Raw genomic sequence first — 21,495 nt, 5'->3', positions numbered from 1 at the left:
GGGAGGACATGCAGGGGGGTGCCCGGTGCGCAGGCAGCGGATACTTCTCCGGATCTGTAGGTCGTGGGTTCGACTCCCACCCGGCTGCCCTCAGGGAGGCCGGTAGCTCAGCGGACAGAGCAGCAGACACAAGCCCGCCGCCGACTCCTGATCTCGGGCACCCCACCGCATGTCGTCCCTCCAGGTGAGGGGGGAACCTCATGTCTCGTTTCAACACCCGTACCGCCGCGCCCGCCGGTACCTCGCCGGTGACCTCGACCGGGCAGACCACGGCCACCTTCGAAGGCGGCGCGGGGTTCCTCCGCGACGCCAGGAGCGAGCTGTTCCTCCTCGCCGTGGCCAACCTCGTCGGCCAGGACACCTACTACGAACGCGGCGGACAGCGCGACGACCGCTTCACCCGGCTCGTCCGCAGCCTCGCCGTCGAGGACCCGGCCTGGACCGCCGGCCTGCTCGCGTGGCTGCGCGGCGACGGCAACATGCGTACCGCCTCGCTGGTCGGCGCGGCCGAGTTCGCCCGGGCGCGGCTGGACGCCGGGCTGCCCGGCCTGTCCCGACAGGTCGTCGGCTCCGTGCTGCAGCGTGCCGACGAGCCCGGCGAGCTGCTCGCCTACTGGACCTCGCGCTACGGTCGGAGCCTGCCCAAGCCGGTGAAGCGCGGCATCGCCGACGCCGTCGGCCGCCTCTACACCGAGCGCAGCCTGCTGAAGTACGACACCGGCTCCAAGGGCTACCGCTTCGGCGACGTCCTCGAACTGGTCCACGCCCGTCCCGCCGCGCCCTACCAGCACGAGCTGTTCAAGCACGCCATCGACCGCCGCCACCAGCGCGGCAACCCGGCCCCCGAGGGGCTGCGGACCGTCCGCTCCCGCGAGGAGCTGTTCGACCTGCCGGTCGAGGAGCGCCGCGCCGTGCTGGCATCGGCACAGGGCGTGCAGCGGCTGGCGGACGCCGGTGTCACCTGGGAGGCGCTGGCAGGCTGGCTCCAGGGCCCGATGGACGCGCAGGCCTGGGAGGCCGTGATCCCGTCCATGGGGTACATGGCGCGGCTGCGGAACCTGCGGAACTTCGACGAGGCCGGTGTCGCGGACGGGACCGCCGCAGCCGTCGCCGAGCGGCTGTCGCAGCAGGAGGAGGTCGAGCGGTCCCGGCAGTTCCCCTTCCGGTTCCTCGCCGCCTACCGGCACGCCCCCTCGCTGCGCTGGGCCTGGGCGCTGGAGCAGGCGCTCGGCCACTCGCTGGGGAACGTCCCGGCGCTGCCGGGACGGACGCTGGTGCTCGTCGACCGGTCCGGTTCCATGTTCGGCGGGGTCAGCCAGCAGACCAAGCTGAACCGCGCCGACAGTGCGGCGATCTTCGGGGCGGCGGTCGCGCTCCGGGCCGAGCGGGCCGACCTGGTCCAGTTCGGCACCGGCAGCCACCCGGTCGTGCTCCGCCCGGGCGAGTCCGTGCTCAAGGTGCTGGAGCGGTTCGGCAACCTCGGCGGCACCGACACCACCGGGGCCGTGCGGGAGCACTACCGCGGCCACGACCGGGTGCTGATCGTCACCGACGAGCAGTACGCGCCGAGCCGTCACGGCGCCCCGACCGCCCAGGTCCCGGAGCACGTCCCGGTGTACACCTGGAACCTCGCGGGCTACCGGCCCGGCCACGGCCCGTCCGGCGGACGGAACCGGCACACCTTCGGCGGACTGACCGACGCGGCCTTCCGGCTGGTCCCGCTGCTGGAGGCCGGGGCCGACGCCGTCTGGCCGTGGGAGCAGCGCGCTGCCTGACCCGCGTCCGTCCCCTCCTCCGCCGGAGGGGACAGGCGCAGGTCAGCGCCCGGTGTCGCCGCCCCAGTAGCCGGGCCCGCCGCCCTCCCAGCGCACGGTGAGGTCGTTGGCGAGGTCGATCTCCTCCAGGCCGGCCCGGCGGGCGAACTCCACGACATCGGCCAGTTGGTAGGCCTTCCCGACGATGACGCCGCGGATCTCGACCCGGCGCCAGGGCGGGCGCTCATCGAGCTCGGGCGGGTGGACGACCAGGCGGTAGCTCTCTCTCATGGACTCCACGCTGCTGTCGGCCCCCGGCCCGCGCAGCCGGAGCGGAGCCGTTCGGGCCAGTGACGGGTGCGCGGCCGCGGTCACAGCCCGGGGAGGCGGTCCTGCTCGACCTCGAAGCGGCGGGCGGCGTACTCCTCCTCGCGGCAGCCCTCGCCCTGGCCGTGCGCCCGTGCCTCCGGTGACCGCAGCGGGCGGTGGCAGGAGCGGCAGCGCACCGTCCGCACCTCGGCGGCGTCGGGTTCGGCGAGCAGTAGCGGCAGCTGAGTGACCATGGGCAGCAGTCTGCCCGAAGCGGTGCGGGCAGCACGAGCCCTCGGCAGCCGGGTCCGGTTCGGTCTAGTTTGGAGTCATGAGCAATCATTCGCCGGTTGCGATCGCGCCGAGCATCCAGGACGTCCACACCGCCTACCTGGAGGAGCTCGGGCCCCGGGAGCGGGCCGCGCTGATGTCCTGGGCCGGGTTCACCGGAACCTTCGCCACGGTTCGGGTGATCACCTACAGCATCCGCGAGGGCAAGGGGCCTTTCCGGAACCTCAGCGTCGGCAACGCGCACCTGCACCACTACATGTGGGGCATCGGGCTGCTCACCGGGGTGGGCGCGGTCGCGGTGCACGGGCCGGACGGGACCCGGCGGCATCCGGGGGTCGCCCTCAGCTACGGCGTCGGCCTGGCGCTGATCGTCGACGAGTTCGCGCTGCTGCTCGATCTGAAGGACGTCTACTGGAGCCGGCAGGGCCGACTGTCGCTCGACCTCGGCATCGGCCTGGTCTCCCTCGGCGGCACCGCCTTCGCCGCGCTCCCGATGCTGCAGCGGCTGGCGCGCAGCCGACGGAGCCGGACGGCGCTCCGCAGCGGGCTGAACGGTTCGCCCCGGAAGAGCTGAGGGCGGGGTCGGCCGCTGCCCCGCCCCCGCCCTCCGCGGGCTCAGTGCGGGATGGTGTCGATCAGCTCGCGCGCGCCCTGGCGCAGCAGCGCCACCGCGACCGAGGTGCCCAGCGTCGCCGGGTCCAGCGGACCGGCCCACTCGTGGGCGTCCAGCACGGTCTTGCCGTCCGGCGAGAAGACCCGTGCCCGCAGCGACAGCCGGCCGTCCCGCTCCGCCTTGGCGAAGCCGGCGATCGGCGAGTTGCAGTGGCCCTGGAGCACGTGGAGGAACATCCGCTCCGCCGTGGTCTCGCGCCAGGTGTCGGCGTCGCCGAGACCGGTGACCGCCTCGATCGTCGCGGCGTCGTCCTCGCGGCACTGGAGGCCCAGGACGCCGGCCCCGATCGGCGGGCACATGGTCTCCACCGGCAGGATGTCGCTGATCCGCCCGGTCATCCCGATCCGCTCCATCCCGGAGACGGCGAGCAGCAGCGCGTCGGCCTCCCCGGCGGCGAGCTTCTCCAGCCGGCGGTTGGCGTTGCCGCGCATCGGCACGCAGTCCAGGTGCGGGTGGGAGACCGCGAGTTGGGCGATCCGGCGGACCGAGGAGGTCCCGATCCGGGTCCCCTCGGGCAGCTGGTCGAGGGTGAGACCGTCCGGGTGGATCAGCGCGTCGCGGATGTCGTCGCGGGCCAGGAACGCCGCGAAGACCGTACCGGCGGGCAGCGGGCGGTCGGCGGGGACGTCCTTGATGCAGTGCACGGCCAGGTCGGCCTCCCCGGCGAGCAGCGCGGCGTCGACCTCCTTGGTGAACGCGCCCTTCCCACCGAGCTGCGACAGGTCACCCATCCAGCGGTCACCCGAGGTCGTGACGGGCACGACCTCGGTGGTGATGCCGGGGTGCAGGGCGGCCAGCTCGGCCTGGACCCGGGCGACCTGGGCCAGTGCCATCGGCGAGGAGCGGGAGACGATGCGGATCAGTTGCGAGGGAGCCATGAGGGGATGATAGGCCGTCAGATAGAACTGTCGGACATCGCCCTGCGCACGGTCCCCGTTGTGGTACTCCTCAGCTCAGGCTCCAGTCCTCCGGGCCGCCGCCGTCCCAGGACACCACCGCCGGGTCGTCCAGGTCGGCGTCGACCAGGCCCGCCCGGCGGCAGAATTCGTCGACGTCCGCCGGCTGGTGGGCGCGGCCGGCCTCGTGGCCGTTGATCACCACCCGGCGGTAGGGCGGATCGGCGGCCACCAGCGGACCGACCACGACGGGAACTGTGCTGCTCATGCCTCCAGCGTGCAACGACGTGCCCGGGCGCGCCTCCCGGCGGCAACAGCCCCTGCCGCAACGACTCAGGCGGTCAGCAGGACGGCGGGCCGCAGGGCGTCCTCGCCGTAGCGGGCGCGGGCGCGGTCGGTGACGTCCTCGACCCGGCGGGCCCGGTGGTCGCCCGGGTCGAAGGTCAGCTGGTGGGTGGTGTGCTCCGCCGGGCGGACGCCCTCCGCGCGCAGGGTGACGGCGCGCACGCGGGCGCGCTGCAGGCCGAGCGCGTCGTAGAGCCGGTAGGCGCAGGCCGTCAGGGCCGCGCCGTGGGCGGTGGCCTCGGCCAGGGTCCGGCTGCGGACGGTGGTGGAGCGGTCGGCGTAGCGGACGGTGAGCGTCAGCGCGCCTGCGGCCTGCCGCTGGGTGCGCAGCCGGGCTCCGAGGTCCTCGACCAGGCCGCGCAGCGCCCGGCGGTGGAGCTCCGGATCGAGTTCGTCCCGGTCGAAGTCCTGGTCGGCGGCGAGGGAGCGGCTGGGGGTGCCGGGCGTGACCGGGGTCGGGTCGAGGCCGTGGGCGCGTTCGTGCAGCCGTCGGCCGGCGCTCGCGCCGAGGATGCGCTGGACGGTGGCGAGCGGGGTGGCGGCGAGCGCCCCGACGGTGTGCAGGCCGTAGCCGGCCAGGCTGCGGGCGGTGGCCGGGCCGACCCCGGGGAGCGCGAGCAGCGGACAGGGGGCCAGGAACGCGGCGACCTCCCGGTCCCCGTCGAGGACCCGCACCGCGCCGGGCGGTCCCCCGTGGGCGGCCATCCGGGCCAGCAGCGGGTTGGCGGCGACGCCGACGGTGCAGTCCAGGGCGAGGTTGGCCAGCACCCGGACCCGGACCAGCTGGGCGATCCCGGCGGCGTCGAGGTCGAAGTAGCGCAGCGAGCCGCGCACGTCCAGCAGCGCGGCGTCCGGCGGCAGCGGCTCGACGGCGGGGGTGATGCCGCGCAGCAGTTCCAGCGCACGGCCGTAGGGCTCCGCCCCGAGCAGCCGACCGCGCCCGGCGGGGTCGTGCAGGTGCAGGTACAGGACGTGCGGGGGCGCTGCTGCGACCGAAGGCGCCGAGGCGCCCGGCGCTTTCGGCGGCTGCCGGGGCCGTGCGGGTTTCGGGGTGCTCATCCGGCGCTCCCCGGGCTGGAGTGCCACAGCCGACGGCTGTCGGCCGTCCGGCGGCCGGGCGGCTGGAGGTCGGCCCAGGGGTGCAGCTCGTAGCCGGTGGCGAGGTGGATCCGCCGGCTCTCCGGCAGCGGTCCCCGTCCCTGGTCCGCTTCCCCGGTCACTCCCCCGCCCGGCGTCCGGGCTCCGCGCTCGGGTCCGCGCTCGGATCCTCGCTCGGGTCCGCGCTCGTCCTCGGCGAGGCGGGCGGCGACGGCCGCCAGGCCGCCGGTGCGGCGCAGTTCGGCGAGTTCGGCGAGGCTCCAGGCGGCGGTGCCGACCACGCTGAGGCTCTGCGGTCCGCGCCGCTGGAGGGTGCCGCGGACCAGCAGCAGCCCGTTGTGGAAGACGGTGGCGGCGCAGCGGTCGTGGCTGTCCTCGAAGAAGGCGAGGTCGACCAGGCCGGCGCTGCTGCCGTCGTCGAGGGTGGTGAAGATGACCCGGCGGCCGGAGCGGATCGGGGGCGTCTGGGTCGCGGCCTTGATCCCGGCGACCAGGACGCCGGCGCCGTTCCGCAGGCTGCGGAGGCGGCCGGCCGGGGTGACGCCGAGTTCGGCCAGGAAGGCGTGGTGGCTGGTCATCAGGTGGCGGCTGGTGTCCAGGCCGAGGATGTCGAGTTCCGCGCCGAGGCGGGCGTCGGCGTCGAGGTCGGGCAGGCCGCTGGGGCGGGGGTGCCCGGCGTCGCCGGTCGCGGCCCCGAGCAGCGGCAGTTGGCCGTCGGCCGCCCCGGCCCTGGCCCTGGCCCGGTCCTGGTGGTGCAGCTCGGTGAGCTGGAGCAGCAGGTCACGGCGGTGCGCCCGGCCGGCCAGCGCGTCCAGCGCGCCGACCTGGACCAGGCGTTCGGCGAGCGGACGGGAGGGGCGGGCGCGCTGCCACAGGTCGGGCAGCGAGGTGTAGGGCTGGCCGGCGGTGAGGCGGGCGATCTCGTCCTCGGTGATGCCCTGGACCTCGGAGAAGGCGACCCGCACCCCCCACAATCCAGACACCAGTTCGATTCTGAAATCGGCAGCCGACCTGTTCGCGTCCAGCGGCAGCACCGGAACCCCGCGTCGCCGGGCGTCGGCGAGCAGCAGTCGCTTCGGGTACATGCCGGGGTCGTGGGTGAGCACGCCGGCGTAGAAGGCGGCGGCGCGGTGCGCCTTCAGCCAGGCCGACTGGTAGGTCGGCACGGCGAAGGCGGTCGCATGCGCCTTGCAGAAGCCGTAGGCGCCGAACGCGGCCAGGATCTCCCAGGTCCGGCGCAGCACCTCGGGACCGTAGCCGCGCTCGCGGGCCCGCTCGCCGAACCAGGCCCGGACCCGCCCCTGCCGGTCGGGGTTGGACAGGGCGCGCCGCATCTCGTCCGCCTCGTCCCGGTCGCAGCCGGTCATGACGTGCAGGATCTCGATGACCTGCTCGTGGAAGACGACGACGCCGTAGGTCTCGCGCAGGGCCTCCTCCAGGTCGGGGTGCGGGTAGTGGGCGGGGCTCCGGCCGTGGCGGGCCTCGATGAAGGGCCGGACCATGTCGGCGGAGACCGGCCCGGGACGGAACAGGCTGATGTCCACCACCAGGTCGTGGAAGGTCTGCGGCTGGAGCCGGCCGACCAGGTCGCGCTGGCCGGGCGACTCGACCTGGAAGCAGCCCAGGGTCTCGGCCGAGCGGATCAGCTCGAACACGGCCGGGTCGTCCATCGGCACCTGCGCCCGGTCGTCCAGGTCCAGCTCCTCGCCGGTGGCGCGGGTGATCTCGGCGACGCTGTGGGCCATCGCGGACTGCATCCGCACGCCCAGGACGTCCAGCTTCAGCAGGCCGAGGTCCTCCACGTCCTCCTTGTCGAACTGGGACATGGCGAAGCCCTCGCCCGGCGTGGGGACGACCGGGGTGCGGTACAGCAGCGTGGCATCGGAGATGATCACGCCGCAGGGGTGCATGGCGGTGCCCCGGCTGAGCCCGTCCAGGCCCTCGACCAGCTCCCACAGCGGTCCGTGGTCCTCGGCGGCGACCGCCCGCAGCTCCGGCAGCTCGGACAGTGCGGCGCGGGCGTCGCGGGCCCGGATGTGCGGGAACGCCTTGGCCAGCCGGTCGACGGTCTGCGGGTCCAGGCCCAGGGCCGCACCGACGTCGCGGACGGCGTGGCGGACCCGGTAGGTCTCGGGCATGGCCAGGGTCGCGGTCCGCTCCGCGCCGAAGCGGTCGAAGACCGCCCGGTAGACCTCCAGCCGGCGCGCGGACTCCACGTCGATGTCGATGTCGGGCAGCGCGGCCCGGCGCTCGGACAGGAAGCGCTCCATGATCAGCCCGTGCTCGACCGGGTCGGCGGCGGCGATCCCCAGCAGGTGGACCGCCAGCGAACCGGCCGCCGAACCGCGCGCCGCGACCCGGATGCCCAGCGCCCGTGCGTCGTCCACCACCTGAGCGACCGTCAGGAAGTAACCGGCGTAGCCGAGCCGGGCGATGGTGCCCAGCTCCTGCTCCAGCCGGTCCCAGTAGCGGCGCTCCCGGTGGTGCCCGCGCACCACCATCGCGGCGGTGACGCGCGAGCGGAGCACCCGGTCGGCGCCCCGGTGGCCCGCGCCGACCTGGTCCGGCTCGGGGAAATGGACCCGGCCGATCCCCAGGTCGTCGGCAGGGTCGAGCCGACAGCCCTCGGCCACGGCGGCGGTCGCCGCCAGCAGCCGGCGTCCGCCGTCGCGGCCCTGGCCCGCGGCCTCGGCGACCTGCTCGGCGAGCCTGGCCATGTCGGTCCCGTCCTTGAGCCAGCGCTCGCCGCCGTCCAGCGCCGTCGACCGGCGCACGTCGATCGGCACCAGCAGCCGGGCGGCGTCCAGCACGTCGGCGATCCGACCCCGGCCGGGGTCGGCGTAGCGGACGTCGTTGCTGAGCACGGCGGCGACGCCCTGCTCGGCGGCGAAGCCGAGCGTCCGCGCGGCGAGCCGCAGGCTGCCGGGGCCGGTGCCCGGACGGGCGTGGTGCACGACCTCCAGCCGCAGCGCCGCGCCGAACAGCTCGCGCCAGGGCCGGAGCAGCCGCGCGGCCCGGTCCGGACGCCCGGCGGCCAGCGCCCGGCCGACCTCCGACCCGGGCCCGAGCAGGACGTAGAGCCCCGCGCCCGCACCGCCCGCAGCGGTGTTCGAAGCGGCAGCGTTCGAAGCGGCAGCGTTCGAAGCGATGGCGCCCGGAGCAGCGGTGTTCGAAGCGGTGGCGCCCGAAGCGGCGCGGGCCAGGTCGGGCCAGTCGAGCGCGGCCGGACCGGGGCCGGCGTGCGCGGCGGTGACGGCTCCGCAGAGCGCGGCCCAGCCGGCCCGGTCGCGCGCCAGCAGCAGGGCACGCGGGGCCGACTCGTCGACGAACGCCCCGCCCCGAGCCGGGGAACGGCGCCGCACGGCCGGCTCGGACGGCTCGGCCGACCGGTCCCGGCGTTCGGACGCGTACCCGGAGCCGGCGTACTCGGGCACGGCGAGGTCCACCCCGAACAGCGGCCGGATCCCGGCCTCCGCGCAAGCCTTGGCGAAGCGGACGACCCCGGCGACGGTGTCCCGGTCGGTCAGTGCGAGCGCGTCGAGACCGCGCTCGGCGGCACGCCGGGCCAGCTCCTGCGGCAGGCTCGCGCCGTAGCGGGCGGAGTAGCCGGAAGCCACATGGAGGTGGGTAAACACCACGTGCTCCTCCCGCTGCTCACCCTGCCCCTCCCCCGGCCCGTCCCTCGGGTCGCCCTTCCACCATAGGCCATGTTCGAACGTTTGATCGAACGGAAAATCGAACAGCCGTTGCAGGTGGCAGGCGGCGCCCCGGGGGATCCGGGCGGCGGGACAGGTGGTCGGCGGGCGGTCGGCGCGGAGCCGGGCCGGGCCGGGCCGCAGGAGGCGGTGCCCGGGGACGACCCCGCCGACACCCTCCGGGGCAGGCTAGGCCCGCTCCTCCGGCGGCGACTGCTGGTAGACCGTCACCAGCACGCCGTGGACCGGCTGGTCCTCGCCGTCCTCCTCGGCCTCGTCGACCAGTCGGGTCAGGAGCTCGGCGAGCTGCCGGGCCTTCTCCGGCCCGAGCCGCAGGTGGCGCAGGACCAGGCTGTGCTCGCGGGGCGAGCGGTCCAGCTCCTGGGCGACCGCGCCCAGCATCGCGGCGGTGCCGGCCGCCTGCGGGTCGGCGACGATCATCCGGCGGGCCGAGCGCCGGTAGTACTGCTCGGTGCCGCCGCGGACCTGCCGGGTCTCGGCGACATGGACCAGCCCGGCCTCGCGCAGCACCTTGAGGTGGTGGGCCACATTGCCCTTCTTCGCGTCGAGCTGCGCCGCGAGCTGGCTGATCGTGGCCGACTGGAGCCCCAGCACGAAGAGCAGCCGCTGCCGCAGCGGATGGGCCAGCGCCGCGTACTGCTCGGGCGAGTCAATCCGCTGGACCTCCTCCGACGGCGCGGGGGGCAGCGCGGGCAGGGGCGGGGCGGAAGGGTGCTCATCGGCCATGGATCAAGTGTCTAACTTTCTTGACGCTTTCGCAAGCACAGTGCTTCACTCTCACTCATGACGACATCCGAAGAGTTCCACCCCGCCCCCATCGTCGAAGAGACCGCCCGACTGCTCACCGAGAACTACGTCTTCCCCGAGGTGGCCGAGCAGCTCGCCGAGCTGCTCCGCCGACGCCTCGCCGAGGGCGGCTACGACGTGGACAGCGCCGAGGAGTTGGGCCGGCTGGTCACCGCCGACCTGCAGTCCGTCAACGCCGACCGGCACCTCCGGCTGAAGTACCACGCCATCCAGGTGCCGCCGGAGCAGGGCGCCGCCGCGCTCGCGGGGATGCGCCGGGACTTCGACGCCTCGCTGGGCGGGGTGCCCAAGCTGGAACTGCTGGACGACGGCCCGGCCGTGCTGACGCTGGCGCCGACCCTGTTCCCGCTGGAGTGGGCGGCCGAGCCGGTCGGCGCCGCGCTCACCCTGGTCTCCCGGGCCCGGGCCCTGATCATCGACCTCCGCGCGAACCTGGGCGGCGACCCGGAGACCGTCGCCTTCATCTGCAGCCACCTGTTCGACGAGCGCACCCACCTCAACACCATGCACTGGCGCGAGAACGAGCGCCGGGAGCAGTCCTGGACCCTGCCGTACGTCCCGGGCCCGCGCTACGGCGCCGACAAGCCGCTCTACATCCTGACCAGCAGCCGCACCTTCTCCGGGGCCGAGGAGCTGACCTACGACCTGCAGCAGCTCGGCCGGGCCGTGGTCGTCGGCGAGCGGACCGGCGGCGGCGCGCACCCGCGCGAGGGCTGGACCGTGCACCCGCACCTGGAGGCCACCATCCCGGTCGGCCGCGCCGTCAACCCCGTCTCCGGCACCAACTGGGAGGGCGCCGGCATCCTGCCGGACGTCCTCTGCCCCGCGTCCGAGGCGCTCGACCGCGCCCGCGTCCTGGCCGAGAAGGCCCTCGCCGAGCAGCCTCCGGCCTAGCGGGCCCCGGCCCAGCAGCCAGGGGCAGCCAGGGGCGGACGGCCATCCGGGGCATGCCGCCGCGTGTCCCGCCGCGACGGGTCATACATCATGATCAACACGGATACTCTGCCGAGCCGGAGGAGGGTCCCAGGGCGGACCGGGCCAGCTCGGCCCAGCCACCGATGCCACCGCCCTGTACTGCACGAATGCCCGCAGAGCACATCCGTCGATCCGTCGTACGCCCGGCCCCGCTCCCGCCCCGCCACCCGCGTGCCGCCCTGCTGGCCGCGGCGACGGCCGCGGTCGCGGCCGCCCTGGCGGTGTCGCTGGCCGGCCTCGACGGAGCGGAGGCGGCCGTCGGCCAGTACGCCAGCGCCAAACTGATCCAGCTTCAGGTCACGGACATCCCGGCGCTGAAGACCGTCGGGTTCCAGGGGACCTACGGGACCGCCGAGTCCGATGTCGTCGACGCCCCCGACGACAACGGGGATTTCTCCGACCCGGACCACGTGCTCACCTACGTCACCATCGACGGCGCCCAGACCAGCCGCACCTCCAACACCAGCGCCAAGGTCTACGCCCAGTCCCAGAACTCGGGGATGACGCTGCGGATCGGCAACGCCCAGTTCGTGAGCATCCTGCCGCCCTCGGGGTCGGTCGCCACCCTGGACACCTACGCCGAGTGCACCCCGCCGCCGGTGGGCCCCTACGCGCTGGCCTACGCCCGGACCGCGGCCAACTTGATCGCCGTCCTCGGCCACCCCGTCTCGCTCGGCACCACCACCCTCACCGTGACCGGGGCCGAGCTGGGCGAGCCGACCACCCTGGGCCCGAACAACACCGTCACCGTCCGGTTCACCCGTCACGAGGAGCCCGCCGGCGGCGGGCAGACCCCCGGCGTGTACACGGCCCGCGCCTGGATCGACATCGTCGCCACCGGGGTCCTCCGGAACCCGGCCGGCGAGGAGGTCTACGACGGACCGATCACCGACATCCGGCTCGGCGAGGTCGAGGCCCACTGCGAAAGGACGATCACGCCCTCCCCCAGCCCTTCGTCGAGCTCCCCCAGTCCGAGCCCCAGCCCCAGTCCCAGCCCGAGCCCCAGCGAGAGCAAGAGCCCCAGCCCTTCACCCTCGCCCTCACCCAGCGACAGCCGGACCCCCACCCCGCACCCGACCGACTCCTCGGGCGCCCCGCCGGAGCCCTCGCCCTCGCCCTCGGGCTCCGGCGGACCGCTCGCCCCCACCGGGACGAGCCTGGAGCCGGTGCTGGCCGCCGCCCTGGCCCTGCTCGCCGGCGGTCTCGCCATCACCGCCGCGATCGGCTTCGGCCGCCGCGACCGCCGTCGGCACTGACGGCACGACACCGGCACCCCACCTACGCCGGCACCCCACCTACGCCGGAACCCCACAGCACCGGCCCCGGGCCGCTCAGCCCCGGACGTACTGCAGCCAGGGCGGGCGGCCCGCGCGGGTCGCCGCCTGGCGTTCGGCCTCCGCCCGGGCGAGCTGCTCCGGAGTGGCGAAGCCCTCCGGCAGCCAGGTCGCGGAGCCGGCCGCGCGGGCGGCGAGGTGGGCGACATAGGCCTCGCGCAGCTGCTCCGGCGAGTCGAATCCCGGCTCGTCCACCAGCCACTCGTCCGGGACCAGCGCGACCACCTCGCGCAGGAGCTCCGGGGTGACCAGCGGGGCCAGCGCGGCGTCCGCCGCCGTGACGTCGGGGGCGAAGCCGCCCAGCGCGTGGGCGCTCATCGGATAGGGCTTGGCCACCGACTCCTCCGCGCCCGACCAGCGGTGATGGAAGATCAGCGCCGCGCCGTGGTCGATCAGCCAGAGCTTCCCGTGCCAGACCATCAGGTTGGGACTGTGCACGGTCCGGTCGACGTTGCCGACCAGGGCGTCGAACCAGACCACCCGGCCGGCCTCGGCCGACGACACCGTCAGCGACTCAGGGGTGAAGTCGGTCGCGCCCGGCAGGTAGTCCATGCCGAGGTTGAGCCCGCCGCTGGCCCGGAGGATGTCCTGGACCTCGGGGTCCGGCTCGGCGCTCGCCACCTCCGGGTCGAAGTGGACCAGCACCAGGTCGGGGAAGCGCAGCCCCAGCCGCCGGGCGAGCTCACCGACGATCACCTCCGCCACCAGCGCCTTGCGTCCCTGCGCGGAGCCGGTGAACTTCACGACGTAGGTGCCCAGGTCGTCGGTCTCGACCACCCCGGGCACGGATCCGCCCGCACGCAGCGGCACCAGGTAGTGCAGCGCCGTGACCTCGGCCAGTCCCGCCATCGCCCCGTCCTCCTCCCGATCACGACCACCTTCGTGATCCCGATCACGCCCGCAGGAACCCTAACAAACGAGGCGCTCCGCTCCCGTTCCCCGAGCGGCTGCGCGGCCGACCGGCCGTACGGCAGAATGCCGACCGACGCGACTGGCGGGACCGGGATGGAAGAGACCATCGGGAAGCAGCCTCGCGGGAGCCGACCGCCTGGGCGCCCGCCCGGGAGCCGCCATGAGCACCTTCTCCGACGTGGACCGCAGCACCCGCCCGCAGGGGCTGGTCCAGTACCTGGAGCGCGCCCAGCGCGGGCTGGCCGGGCCGAGGGCCCGGCTGCGCGAGGGCCTCGGCCTGCGCCCCGGCGAGCGGGTGCTCGACCTGGGCTGCGGCGCGGGGCACGAGCTGGCGCAGCTGGAGGAGGACGGGCTGACCGCGGTCGGCGTCGACATCAGCGCGGTGATGCTCCAGGCCAGCCGGGCCCGGCTGACCGACCAGGACCTGGAGTGCCGGCTGGCGCAGGCCGACGGCGCGCGGCTGCCGTTCCGGGACGGCGCGTTCGACGTCTGCCGGATCGAACGGGTGCTGCAGCATGTCGCCGACCCGGCCGCCGTGCTCGCCGAGGTGCACCGGGTGCTGCGGCCGGACGGCGGCCGGATCGCCGTCTCCGAGCCGGACTGGGCCTCGTTCACGGTCGACTCGGCCGACCCGGAGACCGCCGCGGCGGTCGGCGCCCGGGTGGGCGCGGGCATCGCCCAGCGGGACATGGGGCGGCGGCTGCGACGGCTGCTGAACGCTGCCGGCTTCGTGGACGTCCGGATCGAGGTGGAGCTCGCGGTGTACGCGTCGCTGACCGAGCTCGACCTGGTGATCTCGCTGCGCCGGGCGGCCGAACGTGCGGTCGCCGAGCGGGCGATCGGTCAGCAGCGGGCCGAGGGCTGGCTGCTGGAGCAGCAGCGGCTGTCCGACGGCGGCGGCTTCCACGCCACGTTGAATCGTTCCGTCATGGCCTGGGCGCAGCGGGCGCAACACAGGAACACATGAACAGTCCTTCATTTGTCCAAGTGTCTCTTGTATGATGACGGGTATGGGCCCCGAGACGACCACCGCGCCTGACCGAGCACCCGACGGCGACGCCCCGGTCCGCGACACCCCGGTCCGCGACACCTCGATCCACGACGCCCCCGCCCACAGCGTCCCGCCCGCGCGGCTGGACGCCGGCAACGCCGCCAAGGTCGCCGCGACCATGCAGGCCCTGGCCACGCCCTCCCGGCTGCTGATCCTGGCCCGGCTGCGCGAGGGCCCCTGCGCGGCGAACGAACTGGCCACGGCCGTGGCCATGGAGCAGTCCGCCTGCTCGCACCAGCTGCGGCTGCTGCGCAACCTCGACCTGGTCGTGGGCGAGCGCCGGGGCCGCTCGGTGGTCTACGACCTCTACGACCACCATGTCGCGGAACTGCTCGACCAGGCCGTCTACCACGTCAACCACCTGCGGGCGTGAGACGGCAGCCGGAACCGACAGCGGCCCTGCGACGACAGCGGCCCTGAACAGCGCGAAGGCCCGCCCCCCTCCGGAGAGGGGGGCGGGCCTTCGCGGTCGTCCGGCGCGGCTCAGCCGCGCAGCGCGGCCCCGGTACGGGCCACGGCCTCGGCGATCGCGGCCGTACGGGCCCCGCTCGCCTCGTCCGCCGTCAGCGTGCGGTCGGCCGCCCGGAAGCGCAGCGCGTAGGCGAGGGACTTGCGGCCCGCGCCCAGCTGCTCACCGGTGTAGACGTCGAACAGCCGGATCGACTCCAGCAGCGGACCGGCGCCGGCCCGCAGCGCCGCCTCGACCTCGGCGGCCGGGACGTCCTCGGCCACGACCAGGGCGACGTCCTGGGTGGCGACCGGGAACCCGGAGATCTTCGGGCCCTCGACCTTGCGGGGACCGTCCTGGGTGAGCAGGTCGACGTCCAGCTCCATCGCGCAGGTGCGCTCCGGCAGGTGCAGCGCCTTGACCACGCGCGGGTGCAGCTCGCCGGCGTGGCCGACCAGCCGGTCCCCCGCGTACAGCGCGGCGCAGCGGCCCGGGTGCCAGGGCGCGTACTGCGCCTGGCGGACGGTCAGCTCGACCCCGGCGGCCTCGGCCACCGTGCGGGCCGACTCGACCGCGTCGGCCCAGGTCGCCGGGCGGCCCTTGCCCCACCAGCCCTCCGGCTCGCGGTGGCCGGCCAGGACGGTGGCGACCCGGTGCGGCTGACGCGGCAGCGCCGCGTTCAGCTGCGCGATCTCCTCGTCCGTGGGACGGCGGTCGACCGGCAGCCGCGGGGCGTGGAACAGCGACGCACGGTCGGTCCCGTCGGTCCGGAAGACCAGGCCCTGCTCGAACAGCGCCACGTCGGTCGTCCCCCGGCCGGTGTTCCGGCGCAGCGCCGCCAGCAGGCCCGGCAGCAGCGTGGTGCGCAGCGCCGGCTCCTCGTCCGAGATCGGGTTGGCGAGCTCGACGGTGGCGCGGCGCGGGTCGTCCGCGTCCAGGCCGAGGGCGTCCAGGGCGGCCTCGCCGAGGAACGGGTAGTTCAGCACCTCGACGTAGCCGGCCCCGGCCAGGGCCAGGCCGGTGCGCCGACGCAGCCGCTGCGCCTCGGTCAGCCCGCGTCCGGCCGGGACGCTGGGCAGGGTGGAGGGCAGCTCGGCGTAGCCCTCCAGCCGGATGACCTCCTCCGCCAGGTCGTTGGGGTCGGTCAGGTCGGGCCGCCAGCTCGGCGGGGTGACCACCAGGACGTCGCCGCCCTCGACGGTGCAGCCGACCTCCTGCAGCCGGCGGACCACGGTCTCGCGGCCGTACTCCTGACCGGCGACCCGGTCGGGGTGGTCGGCGGCGATGGCGATGGTGTGCGCCGGGTACTCGGCGACGACCTCGGTGACCCCGGCCTCGGCGGTGCCGCCGGCGACCAGGACCAGCAGGTCCACGGCGCGCTGGGCGGCGGCCCGGCCGGCCTCCGGGTCGACCCCGCGCTCGAAGCGCTTGGCCGCCTCGGAGGGCAGCTTGTGCCGGCGCGCGGTGCGGGCGATGGAGACCGGCGCGAAGTGCGCGGCCTCGATGACGACCTCGGTGGTGCCGCTCGCCAGACCGGTCTCGGGGTCGAACACCGGGGCGGCGATCTCGGTGCCCTCACCGCCCATCACCCCGGCGATGCCGATCGGGCCGGAGTTGTCGCAGATCAGCAGGTCCTCGGGGTCGAGGGTGCGGACCACGTCGTCCAGGGTGGTGAGCTTCTCGCCGGGCTGGGCGCGGCGGACCGTGATCGCGCCGTCGATCCGGCTGCGGTCGTAGGCGTGCAGTGGCTGGCCGAGCTCCAGCATCACGTAGTTGGTGATGTCGACGGTCAGCGAGATCGGCCGCATCCCGGCCTTCTGGATGCGTCGCTGCATCCAGATCGGGGACAGCGCGCCGGGGTCGAGCCCGATCACGCTGCGCGCGGTGAAGCGGTCGCAGCCGGCCGGGTCCTGCACCACGACGGGCGGGCCGTAGGAGTTGGGCGCCGGGGTGTCCAGCAGCGCCGGGTCGCTGAGCGGCAGGCCGTAGGCGATGGCGGCCTCGCGGGCGACGCCGCGCACCGACAGGCAGTAGCCGCGGTCGGCGGTGACGGCGATGTCCAGCACCTCGTCGACCAGCTGCAGCAGCTCGATGGCATCGGTGCCGGGCTCGAACTCCGGCGGCAGCACGATGATGCCGTCGTGGTCGTCGCCCATGCCCAGCTCGCGGGCCGAGCAGATCATGCCCTCGGAGGTGTGGCCGTAGGTGGCGCGCGCGGCGATCGGGAACGGTCCGGGCAGGACCGCGCCGGGGAGCACCACGACGACCTTGTCGCCGACCGCGAAGTTCCGGGCGCCGCAGACGATGTTCTGCGGCTCGCCGGTGCCGTTCGCGTCGCCGACGTCGACCTGGCAGTAGCGGATCGGCTTCTTGAAGCCGGTGAGCTCCTCGATCGCGAGGACCTTGCCGACCACCAGCGGGCCCTTGAGGTCGCCGCCGAGCTGCTCGACGGTCTCGACCTCCAGGCCGGCCCGGACCAGCTTCTCGGCCAGGTCGCGGCCGGTGGTGCCGGCGGGCAGGTCGACGTACTCCCGCAGCCAGGAAAGCGGGACGCGCATCAGATCTCCATCCCGAACGGAAGGGTGAAGCGGACGTCACCCTCCACGATGTCTCGCATGTCCTCGACGTTGTGCCGGAACATCAGCAGCCGCTCGATGCCGAAGCCGAAGGCGAAGCCGCTGTACTTGTTGGGGTCGATGCCGCAGGCGATGAGCACCCGCGGGTTGACCATGCCGCAGCCGCCGAGCTCGATCCAGCCCTCGGAGGAGCAGGTGCGGCAGGGCCGGTCGGGGTTGCCGACGGACTCGCCGCGGCAGTTGAAGCACACCATGTCCATCTCGGCGGACGGCTCGGTGAAGGGGAAGTAGTTGGGGCGCAGCCGGGTGGTCATGCCCTCGCCGAAGAGCGAGACGACCATGTGGTCGAGCGTGCCCTTGAGGTCGGCCATGGTCAGGCCCTCGTCCACGGCGATCAGTTCGATCTGGTTGAACACCGGGGTGTGGGTGGCGTCCAGCTCGTCGGAGCGGAACACCCGGCCGGGGCAGATCGCGTAGACCGGCGGCTCGGCGCTGGCCAGCATGGTGCGGATCTGCACGCCGGAGGTGTGGGTGCGGAGCACGACAGAGTCCGCGTCCTGCAGGAAGAAGGTGTCCTGGGTGGAGCGCGCGGGGTGGTCCGGGCCCATGTTCAGGGCGTCGAAGTTGAGCCACTCGGCCTCGACCTCGGGGCCCTCGGCGACGGCGTAGCCCATGGCCGTGAAGATGTCGGCAAGGCGCTCGGAGAGCGTGGTCAGCGGGTGCCGGCCGCCGCGCGGGGCGCGGTCGTAGGGCAGCGTGACGTCCACGGCCTCCTCGACCAGGACCCGGGCGTCGCGCTCGGCCTCCAGCTCGACCAGCCGGGCCGCGAAGGCCTTGTTGACGGCGCCTCGGGCGGCGCCGACGCGCTTCCCGGCCTCGGCCTTGGCCTGCGGCGGCAGCGCGCCGATCTCGCGGTTCGCCAGCGCCAGCGGGGAGCGGTCGCCGCTGTGGGCGACCTTGGCCTCCTGCAGCGCGGCGAGGTCGCCGGCGGCGGCGAAGGCCGCGAGGGCCTCGTCGCGCAGGCGCTCGATCTCCTCGGGCTTCAACGCCTCAACCTCGACCGGGTCGTAGGACTTGTTCGGTGCGGACATCTCTCTCTTCCCGTGCTCCGGCATGGTTCTGCTCGGGTGGCTGGCGGTGGGGTACCCGGCCCGCGCGCAGTCCTGCGGCGGGCATCCTGCTCCCGTGAACACGGGCCGGGGTGTCCGCGGCGGGGCCGCGTGTGGCGTCGGACAACGCCAAGGGCCGAGTCTACCGGGATCGGCGGATGCCACTCCCGGCCCTCGATACGCGTGCGGTGGGGGCGGGCCTGCGGGGGTCCGGCCGGGATCCGGTCGGCGGGGGTCACGGCCGGTGGGGCCGCGATCCGCTCAGACCATGAACTCGGGGAGGCCCGCAGGCAGGATAAATCGGAACCTGGCGCCGCCGCCGGGGCCCCGGTCGACGGCGATCACGCCGCCGTGGGCCTCGACGATGCCCTTGACGATGTAGAGGCCGAGGCCGGTGCCGCCGCGCTTGCTGCCGCGCCAGAAGCGGGTGAAGACGCGCGGGATGGACTCCTCGGGGATGCCCGGGCCCTGGTCGCTCACGGTCACCGCCAGTCCTTCCCGTCGCTGCCCCGGCGCGAGTGCCGCCATGGTGGGCCTGACCTCGATGGTGACAGTTCCCTCGCCGTGGCGCACCGCGTTTTCCAGCAGGTTGCCGAGCACCTGGTCGATCTTGTCGGCGTCGGCCCAGAGCGGCGGCAGCGGCTCGTCGACCTGGATGCTGAAGCGCTCGGCCGGCACCCCGGCGGCCTTCTTGCCCTCGACGTGGCGGCGCACCGCCGCCGGCAGGTCCACCTGCTGCCGGTGCACCTCAAGGCGTCCGGCGTCGATCCGGGAGATGTCGAGCAGTTCGGCGATCAGCCGGGTGATCCGGCCGGCGTCGGCGTCCACGGTCTCCAGCATCGACCGCTTCTGGTCGTCGGTGAACCGCTCCCACTTCTGCAGCAGGGTCGCGGTGAAGCCCTTGACGCTGGTCAGCGGGGAGCGCAGTTCATGGGCGACGGTGGCGATCAGCTCGGCGTGGCTGCGCTCGGTCCGCCGTCTGGCCTCGGTGCCACGCAGCGCGACCACCACCCGGTGCACCGCCCCGGTCCGGCCGTCGGCCCGCAGGAACCGGGCGGAGACCAGGACCTCGCGGCCGCCGGGCAGCAGCAGGTTGCGCTCGGGCTGCCGGGTCCGGATCGTCAGTCCGCCGTACGGGTCGGTCAGCTGCCACCAGCGCCGGCCCTCCAGGTCCTCCAGCGGCAGCGCCTCGGCGAGACTGCGGCCCAGGGCGGCGGCGGCGGGTATCCCGCTGATCCGGACGGCGGCGGCGTTGAAGCAGACCACCCGGCCGTCGGCGTCGGCGACGACCAGGCCGTCGGGGTGTTCCTCGGCGGGCAGCAGCAGCCCGTCGGCAACGCCCGCCGGGCCGGCCCGGACGGGTGCGTCCGGCCGCGCCGGCAGGATCTCCTCGCCGCTGTCCTCGGTCACCGTCATCGCCACCCCTCCGGTGGCCACCCTAGCGAAAATCGGCTCAGCCGCGGCAACCGCCGGAGGCACGCTGGGCGCGCGCGGAGGCGTAGAGGCAGACGGCGGCGGCCGTGGCCAGGTTGAGGCTCTCGGCGTGACCGTGGATCGGCACCCGCACCACCTCGTCCGCCAGCGCACGCGTGGGCTCGGGCAGGCCCCAGGCCTCGTTGCCGAAGACCCAGGCGGTGGGCGTGGACAGGGTGCCGTCGTCGAGTTCGGCGTCCAGGTCGCGCTCGCCCGCGCCGTCCGCGGCGAGGATCCGCACCCCGGCGGCGCGCAGCCCGGCGACGGCCTCCTCGACCGGCACCCCGACCGCGACCGGCAGGTGGTAGAGGCTGCCGACCGAGGCCCGGACCGCCTTCGGGTTGTAGAGGTCGACCGAGGCGTCGGTGAGCACCACCGCGTCCGCGCCGGCCGCGTCGGCGGTGCGCAGCACCGTCCCCGCGTTCCCCGGGTCGCGGACGTGCGCCAGCACCGCGACCAGCTTGGGCCGGGCGGCCAGCACCGTGGCGAAGGGCGTGTCGACGAAGCGGCAGACGGCGGCGATGCCCTGCGGGGTCACCGTCTGGCAGACGGCCGCGATCACCTCGTCGGTGGCGGTGAGCACCGGCACCCGGGCGCCGTGGGCCTCCGCGAGCAGGTCCGCGTGGCGCTCGGCGGCCTCCCGGGTGACATAGATCTCGACCACCGCGTGCTCGCCGCCGCTGCCCGGAACCGTCCCGTAGGCCACGGCCTCGCGGACCGCCTGCGGTCCCTCGGCGACGAAGCGGCGCTCCTTGGTCCGCTGGACGCGGCGGGAGAGGCGGCGGGCGGCGCTGACCCTCGGCGAGCGCAGCGAGGTGAGCTCGGGGGTGTACGGCAGGGGCATCGCGGTTCTCGCTTCGACGGGCAGGCGGGCAGCGGAGGGCGGACCGGGGAGCGGTGCAGGCGGGGGCGGAGGCGGTCAACGCAGGGGCCCGCAGGGGGTGTTCCCCCTGCGGGCCCGGAAGTACTGCGGTGCTGCGTGACGCGTGATCAGCTCGGGGAGCTGGATCAGGCGGCGTCGGCGGCGACGCGGGGCGCGTTCACGTCGGCCGGGAGGGCCTTCTGCGCAACCTCGACCAGCGCGGAGAACGCGGTGGCATCGTGCACGGCCAGCTCGGCCAGCATCTTGCGGTCGATCTCGACGTTGGCGACCTTCAGGCCCTGGATCAGGCGGTTGTAGGTCATGCCGTTGGCACGGGCCGCAGCGTTGATGCGCTGGATCCACAGCTGACGGAAGTCGCCCTTGCGCTTCTTCCGGTCGTTGTAGTTGTAAGTGAAGGAGTGCAGCAGCTGCTCCTTCGCCTTACGGTACAGACGCGAACGCTGGCCGCGGTAACCGCTGGCGCGCTCGAGGACGACCCGGCGCTTCTTGTGGGCGTTTACTGCCCGCTTGACGCGTGCCACTTGTTACTCCTTGGTGAGGGCCACGGTCGGTTTCACATGGCCCGGTACGAATGGATCGAGGGGATCTGCGCGAGGCGCAAGATCACTTGCCGAGAAGCTTCTTGACCTTCTTGACATCAGCCGGGGCCACCTCGACCGTGCCGGCCAGGCGACGGGTCAGCGTGGACGACTTGTGCTCGAGCAGGTGACGACGGCCGGCGCGCTGGCGCAGCACCTTGCCGGAGCCAGTGATCTTGAAGCGCTTGCTGGCACCGGAGTGCGTCTTGTTCTTCGGCATGTCGCCGTACTCTCCTCGTCGGTCCGCTCCCGTCCGAGCGCCGGGGC

At 74.3% G+C, this 21,495-nt stretch carries 20 protein-coding genes and 1 riboswitch; of the genes, 6 read left to right on the top strand and 14 right to left on the bottom strand.

The window, feature by feature from the left end; genetic code table 11:
* Positions 1 to 200 precede the first annotated feature (200 nt).
* Positions 201 to 1,775, top strand: a complete 1,575-nt coding sequence (locus tag BS75_RS35755; RefSeq protein WP_034091178.1) for a TROVE domain-containing protein — start codon at positions 201 to 203, stop codon at positions 1,773 to 1,775.
* A 42-nt stretch (positions 1,776 to 1,817) separates the two neighbouring features.
* Here BS75_RS35755 and BS75_RS35750 read toward each other — a convergent pair whose 3' ends face one another.
* Complete coding sequence (locus BS75_RS35750; RefSeq protein WP_034094462.1) at positions 1,818 to 2,045, bottom strand: hypothetical protein; 228 nt, start codon at positions 2,043 to 2,045, stop codon at positions 1,818 to 1,820.
* Between the two features lie 80 nt (positions 2,046 to 2,125).
* Complete coding sequence (locus BS75_RS35745) at positions 2,126 to 2,317, bottom strand: DUF6011 domain-containing protein (protein ID WP_034091177.1); 192 nt, start codon at positions 2,315 to 2,317, stop codon at positions 2,126 to 2,128.
* 77 nt (positions 2,318 to 2,394) lie between these two features.
* Here BS75_RS35745 and BS75_RS35740 point away from each other — a divergent pair, with 77 nt between their 5' ends.
* On the top strand, positions 2,395 to 2,928 hold the full coding sequence (locus BS75_RS35740) for a hypothetical protein (protein ID WP_063771410.1): 534 nt from the start codon (positions 2,395 to 2,397) through the stop codon (positions 2,926 to 2,928).
* 41 nt (positions 2,929 to 2,969) lie between these two features.
* Here the strand turns inward: BS75_RS35740 and hemC are convergent, their stop codons facing one another.
* The 5 genes from hemC to BS75_RS35715 form a co-directional block, all read right to left on the bottom strand.
* Positions 2,970 to 3,905 carry a hydroxymethylbilane synthase gene (hemC, locus tag BS75_RS35735; protein WP_034091176.1) on the bottom strand — a complete coding sequence of 312 codons (936 nt, stop codon included), beginning with the start codon at positions 3,903 to 3,905 and terminating at the stop codon, positions 2,970 to 2,972.
* A 70-nt stretch (positions 3,906 to 3,975) separates the two neighbouring features.
* Positions 3,976 to 4,191 carry a hypothetical protein gene (locus BS75_RS35730; protein ID WP_034091175.1) on the bottom strand — a complete coding sequence of 72 codons (216 nt, stop codon included), beginning with the start codon at positions 4,189 to 4,191 and terminating at the stop codon, positions 3,976 to 3,978.
* Between the two features lie 65 nt (positions 4,192 to 4,256).
* Positions 4,257 to 5,327, bottom strand: a complete 1,071-nt coding sequence (locus BS75_RS35725; RefSeq protein ID WP_081982973.1) for a DNA polymerase Y family protein — start codon at positions 5,325 to 5,327, stop codon at positions 4,257 to 4,259.
* Complete coding sequence (locus BS75_RS35720; protein ID WP_034091174.1) at positions 5,324 to 9,004, bottom strand: DNA polymerase III subunit alpha; 3,681 nt, start codon at positions 9,002 to 9,004, stop codon at positions 5,324 to 5,326. The genes BS75_RS35725 and BS75_RS35720 overlap by 4 nt, the downstream gene beginning before the upstream one ends.
* A 246-nt stretch (positions 9,005 to 9,250) precedes the next feature.
* A complete protein-coding gene (locus tag BS75_RS35715; protein ID WP_042437144.1) occupies positions 9,251 to 9,808 on the bottom strand; it encodes an ArsR/SmtB family transcription factor in 558 nt (185 codons plus the stop codon).
* A 57-nt stretch (positions 9,809 to 9,865) separates the two neighbouring features.
* Here BS75_RS35715 and BS75_RS35710 point away from each other — a divergent pair, with 57 nt between their 5' ends.
* The gene (locus BS75_RS35710; protein WP_034091173.1) at positions 9,866 to 10,783 is read left to right on the top strand and encodes a S41 family peptidase; all 918 of its coding nucleotides are present in this window, start codon (positions 9,866 to 9,868) and stop codon (positions 10,781 to 10,783) included.
* 188 nt (positions 10,784 to 10,971) lie between these two features.
* On the top strand, positions 10,972 to 12,120 hold the full coding sequence (locus BS75_RS49640; protein ID WP_034091172.1) for a hypothetical protein: 1,149 nt from the start codon (positions 10,972 to 10,974) through the stop codon (positions 12,118 to 12,120).
* A 75-nt stretch (positions 12,121 to 12,195) separates the two neighbouring features.
* Here BS75_RS49640 and BS75_RS35700 read toward each other — a convergent pair whose 3' ends face one another.
* Positions 12,196 to 13,047, bottom strand: a complete 852-nt coding sequence (locus BS75_RS35700) for a HipA family kinase (RefSeq protein ID WP_034091171.1) — start codon at positions 13,045 to 13,047, stop codon at positions 12,196 to 12,198.
* A 132-nt stretch (positions 13,048 to 13,179) separates the two neighbouring features.
* Positions 13,180 to 13,259: riboswitch (ZMP/ZTP riboswitch) on the top strand.
* Positions 13,260 to 13,270: 11 nt separating this feature from the next.
* On the opposite strand from BS75_RS35700, the gene BS75_RS35695 reads away from it, so the two are divergent.
* Positions 13,271 to 14,077 carry a methyltransferase domain-containing protein gene (locus BS75_RS35695; protein WP_052070134.1) on the top strand — a complete coding sequence of 269 codons (807 nt, stop codon included), beginning with the start codon at positions 13,271 to 13,273 and terminating at the stop codon, positions 14,075 to 14,077.
* A 43-nt stretch (positions 14,078 to 14,120) separates the two neighbouring features.
* Positions 14,121 to 14,534, top strand: coding sequence for an ArsR/SmtB family transcription factor (locus BS75_RS35690; RefSeq protein WP_081982971.1), 414 nt, complete (start codon positions 14,121 to 14,123; stop codon positions 14,532 to 14,534).
* Between the two features lie 110 nt (positions 14,535 to 14,644).
* On the opposite strand, the gene pheT is transcribed toward BS75_RS35690, so the two are convergent.
* The 6 genes from pheT to rpmI all read right to left on the bottom strand — a co-directional run bounded on the left by pheT (position 14,645) and on the right by rpmI (position 21,448).
* Positions 14,645 to 17,167 (bottom strand): phenylalanine--tRNA ligase subunit beta, encoded by a 2,523-nt coding sequence (pheT, locus tag BS75_RS35685; protein WP_034091170.1) that lies wholly within the window; start codon positions 17,165 to 17,167, stop codon positions 14,645 to 14,647.
* Positions 17,167 to 18,276: a phenylalanine--tRNA ligase subunit alpha gene (pheS, locus tag BS75_RS35680; RefSeq protein ID WP_034091169.1), complete on the bottom strand. Its 1,110-nt coding sequence runs from the start codon at positions 18,274 to 18,276 to the stop codon at positions 17,167 to 17,169. The genes pheT and pheS overlap by 1 nt, the downstream gene beginning before the upstream one ends.
* 279 nt (positions 18,277 to 18,555) lie before the next feature.
* Positions 18,556 to 19,710 (bottom strand): sensor histidine kinase, encoded by a 1,155-nt coding sequence (locus tag BS75_RS35675; RefSeq protein ID WP_034091168.1) that lies wholly within the window; start codon positions 19,708 to 19,710, stop codon positions 18,556 to 18,558.
* Positions 19,711 to 19,747: 37 nt separating this feature from the next.
* Positions 19,748 to 20,611: a TrmH family RNA methyltransferase gene (locus tag BS75_RS35670; protein WP_034091167.1), complete on the bottom strand. Its 864-nt coding sequence runs from the start codon at positions 20,609 to 20,611 to the stop codon at positions 19,748 to 19,750.
* A gap of 164 nt (positions 20,612 to 20,775) precedes the next feature.
* On the bottom strand, positions 20,776 to 21,171 hold the full coding sequence (rplT, locus tag BS75_RS35665; protein WP_034091166.1) for a 50S ribosomal protein L20: 396 nt from the start codon (positions 21,169 to 21,171) through the stop codon (positions 20,776 to 20,778).
* A gap of 82 nt (positions 21,172 to 21,253) precedes the next feature.
* Positions 21,254 to 21,448, bottom strand: coding sequence for a 50S ribosomal protein L35 (gene rpmI / locus BS75_RS35660; protein WP_034091165.1), 195 nt, complete (start codon positions 21,446 to 21,448; stop codon positions 21,254 to 21,256).
* Positions 21,449 to 21,495 lie beyond the last annotated feature (47 nt).

The sequence above is a fragment of the Streptacidiphilus albus JL83 genome, from assembly GCF_000744705.1.
In the GTDB taxonomy this organism is placed as follows: Bacteria; Actinomycetota; Actinomycetes; order Streptomycetales; family Streptomycetaceae; genus Streptacidiphilus; species Streptacidiphilus albus.
The sequence above is the reverse complement of the archived record's forward strand: the minus strand, read 5'-3'. Positions and strand labels throughout refer to the sequence as shown.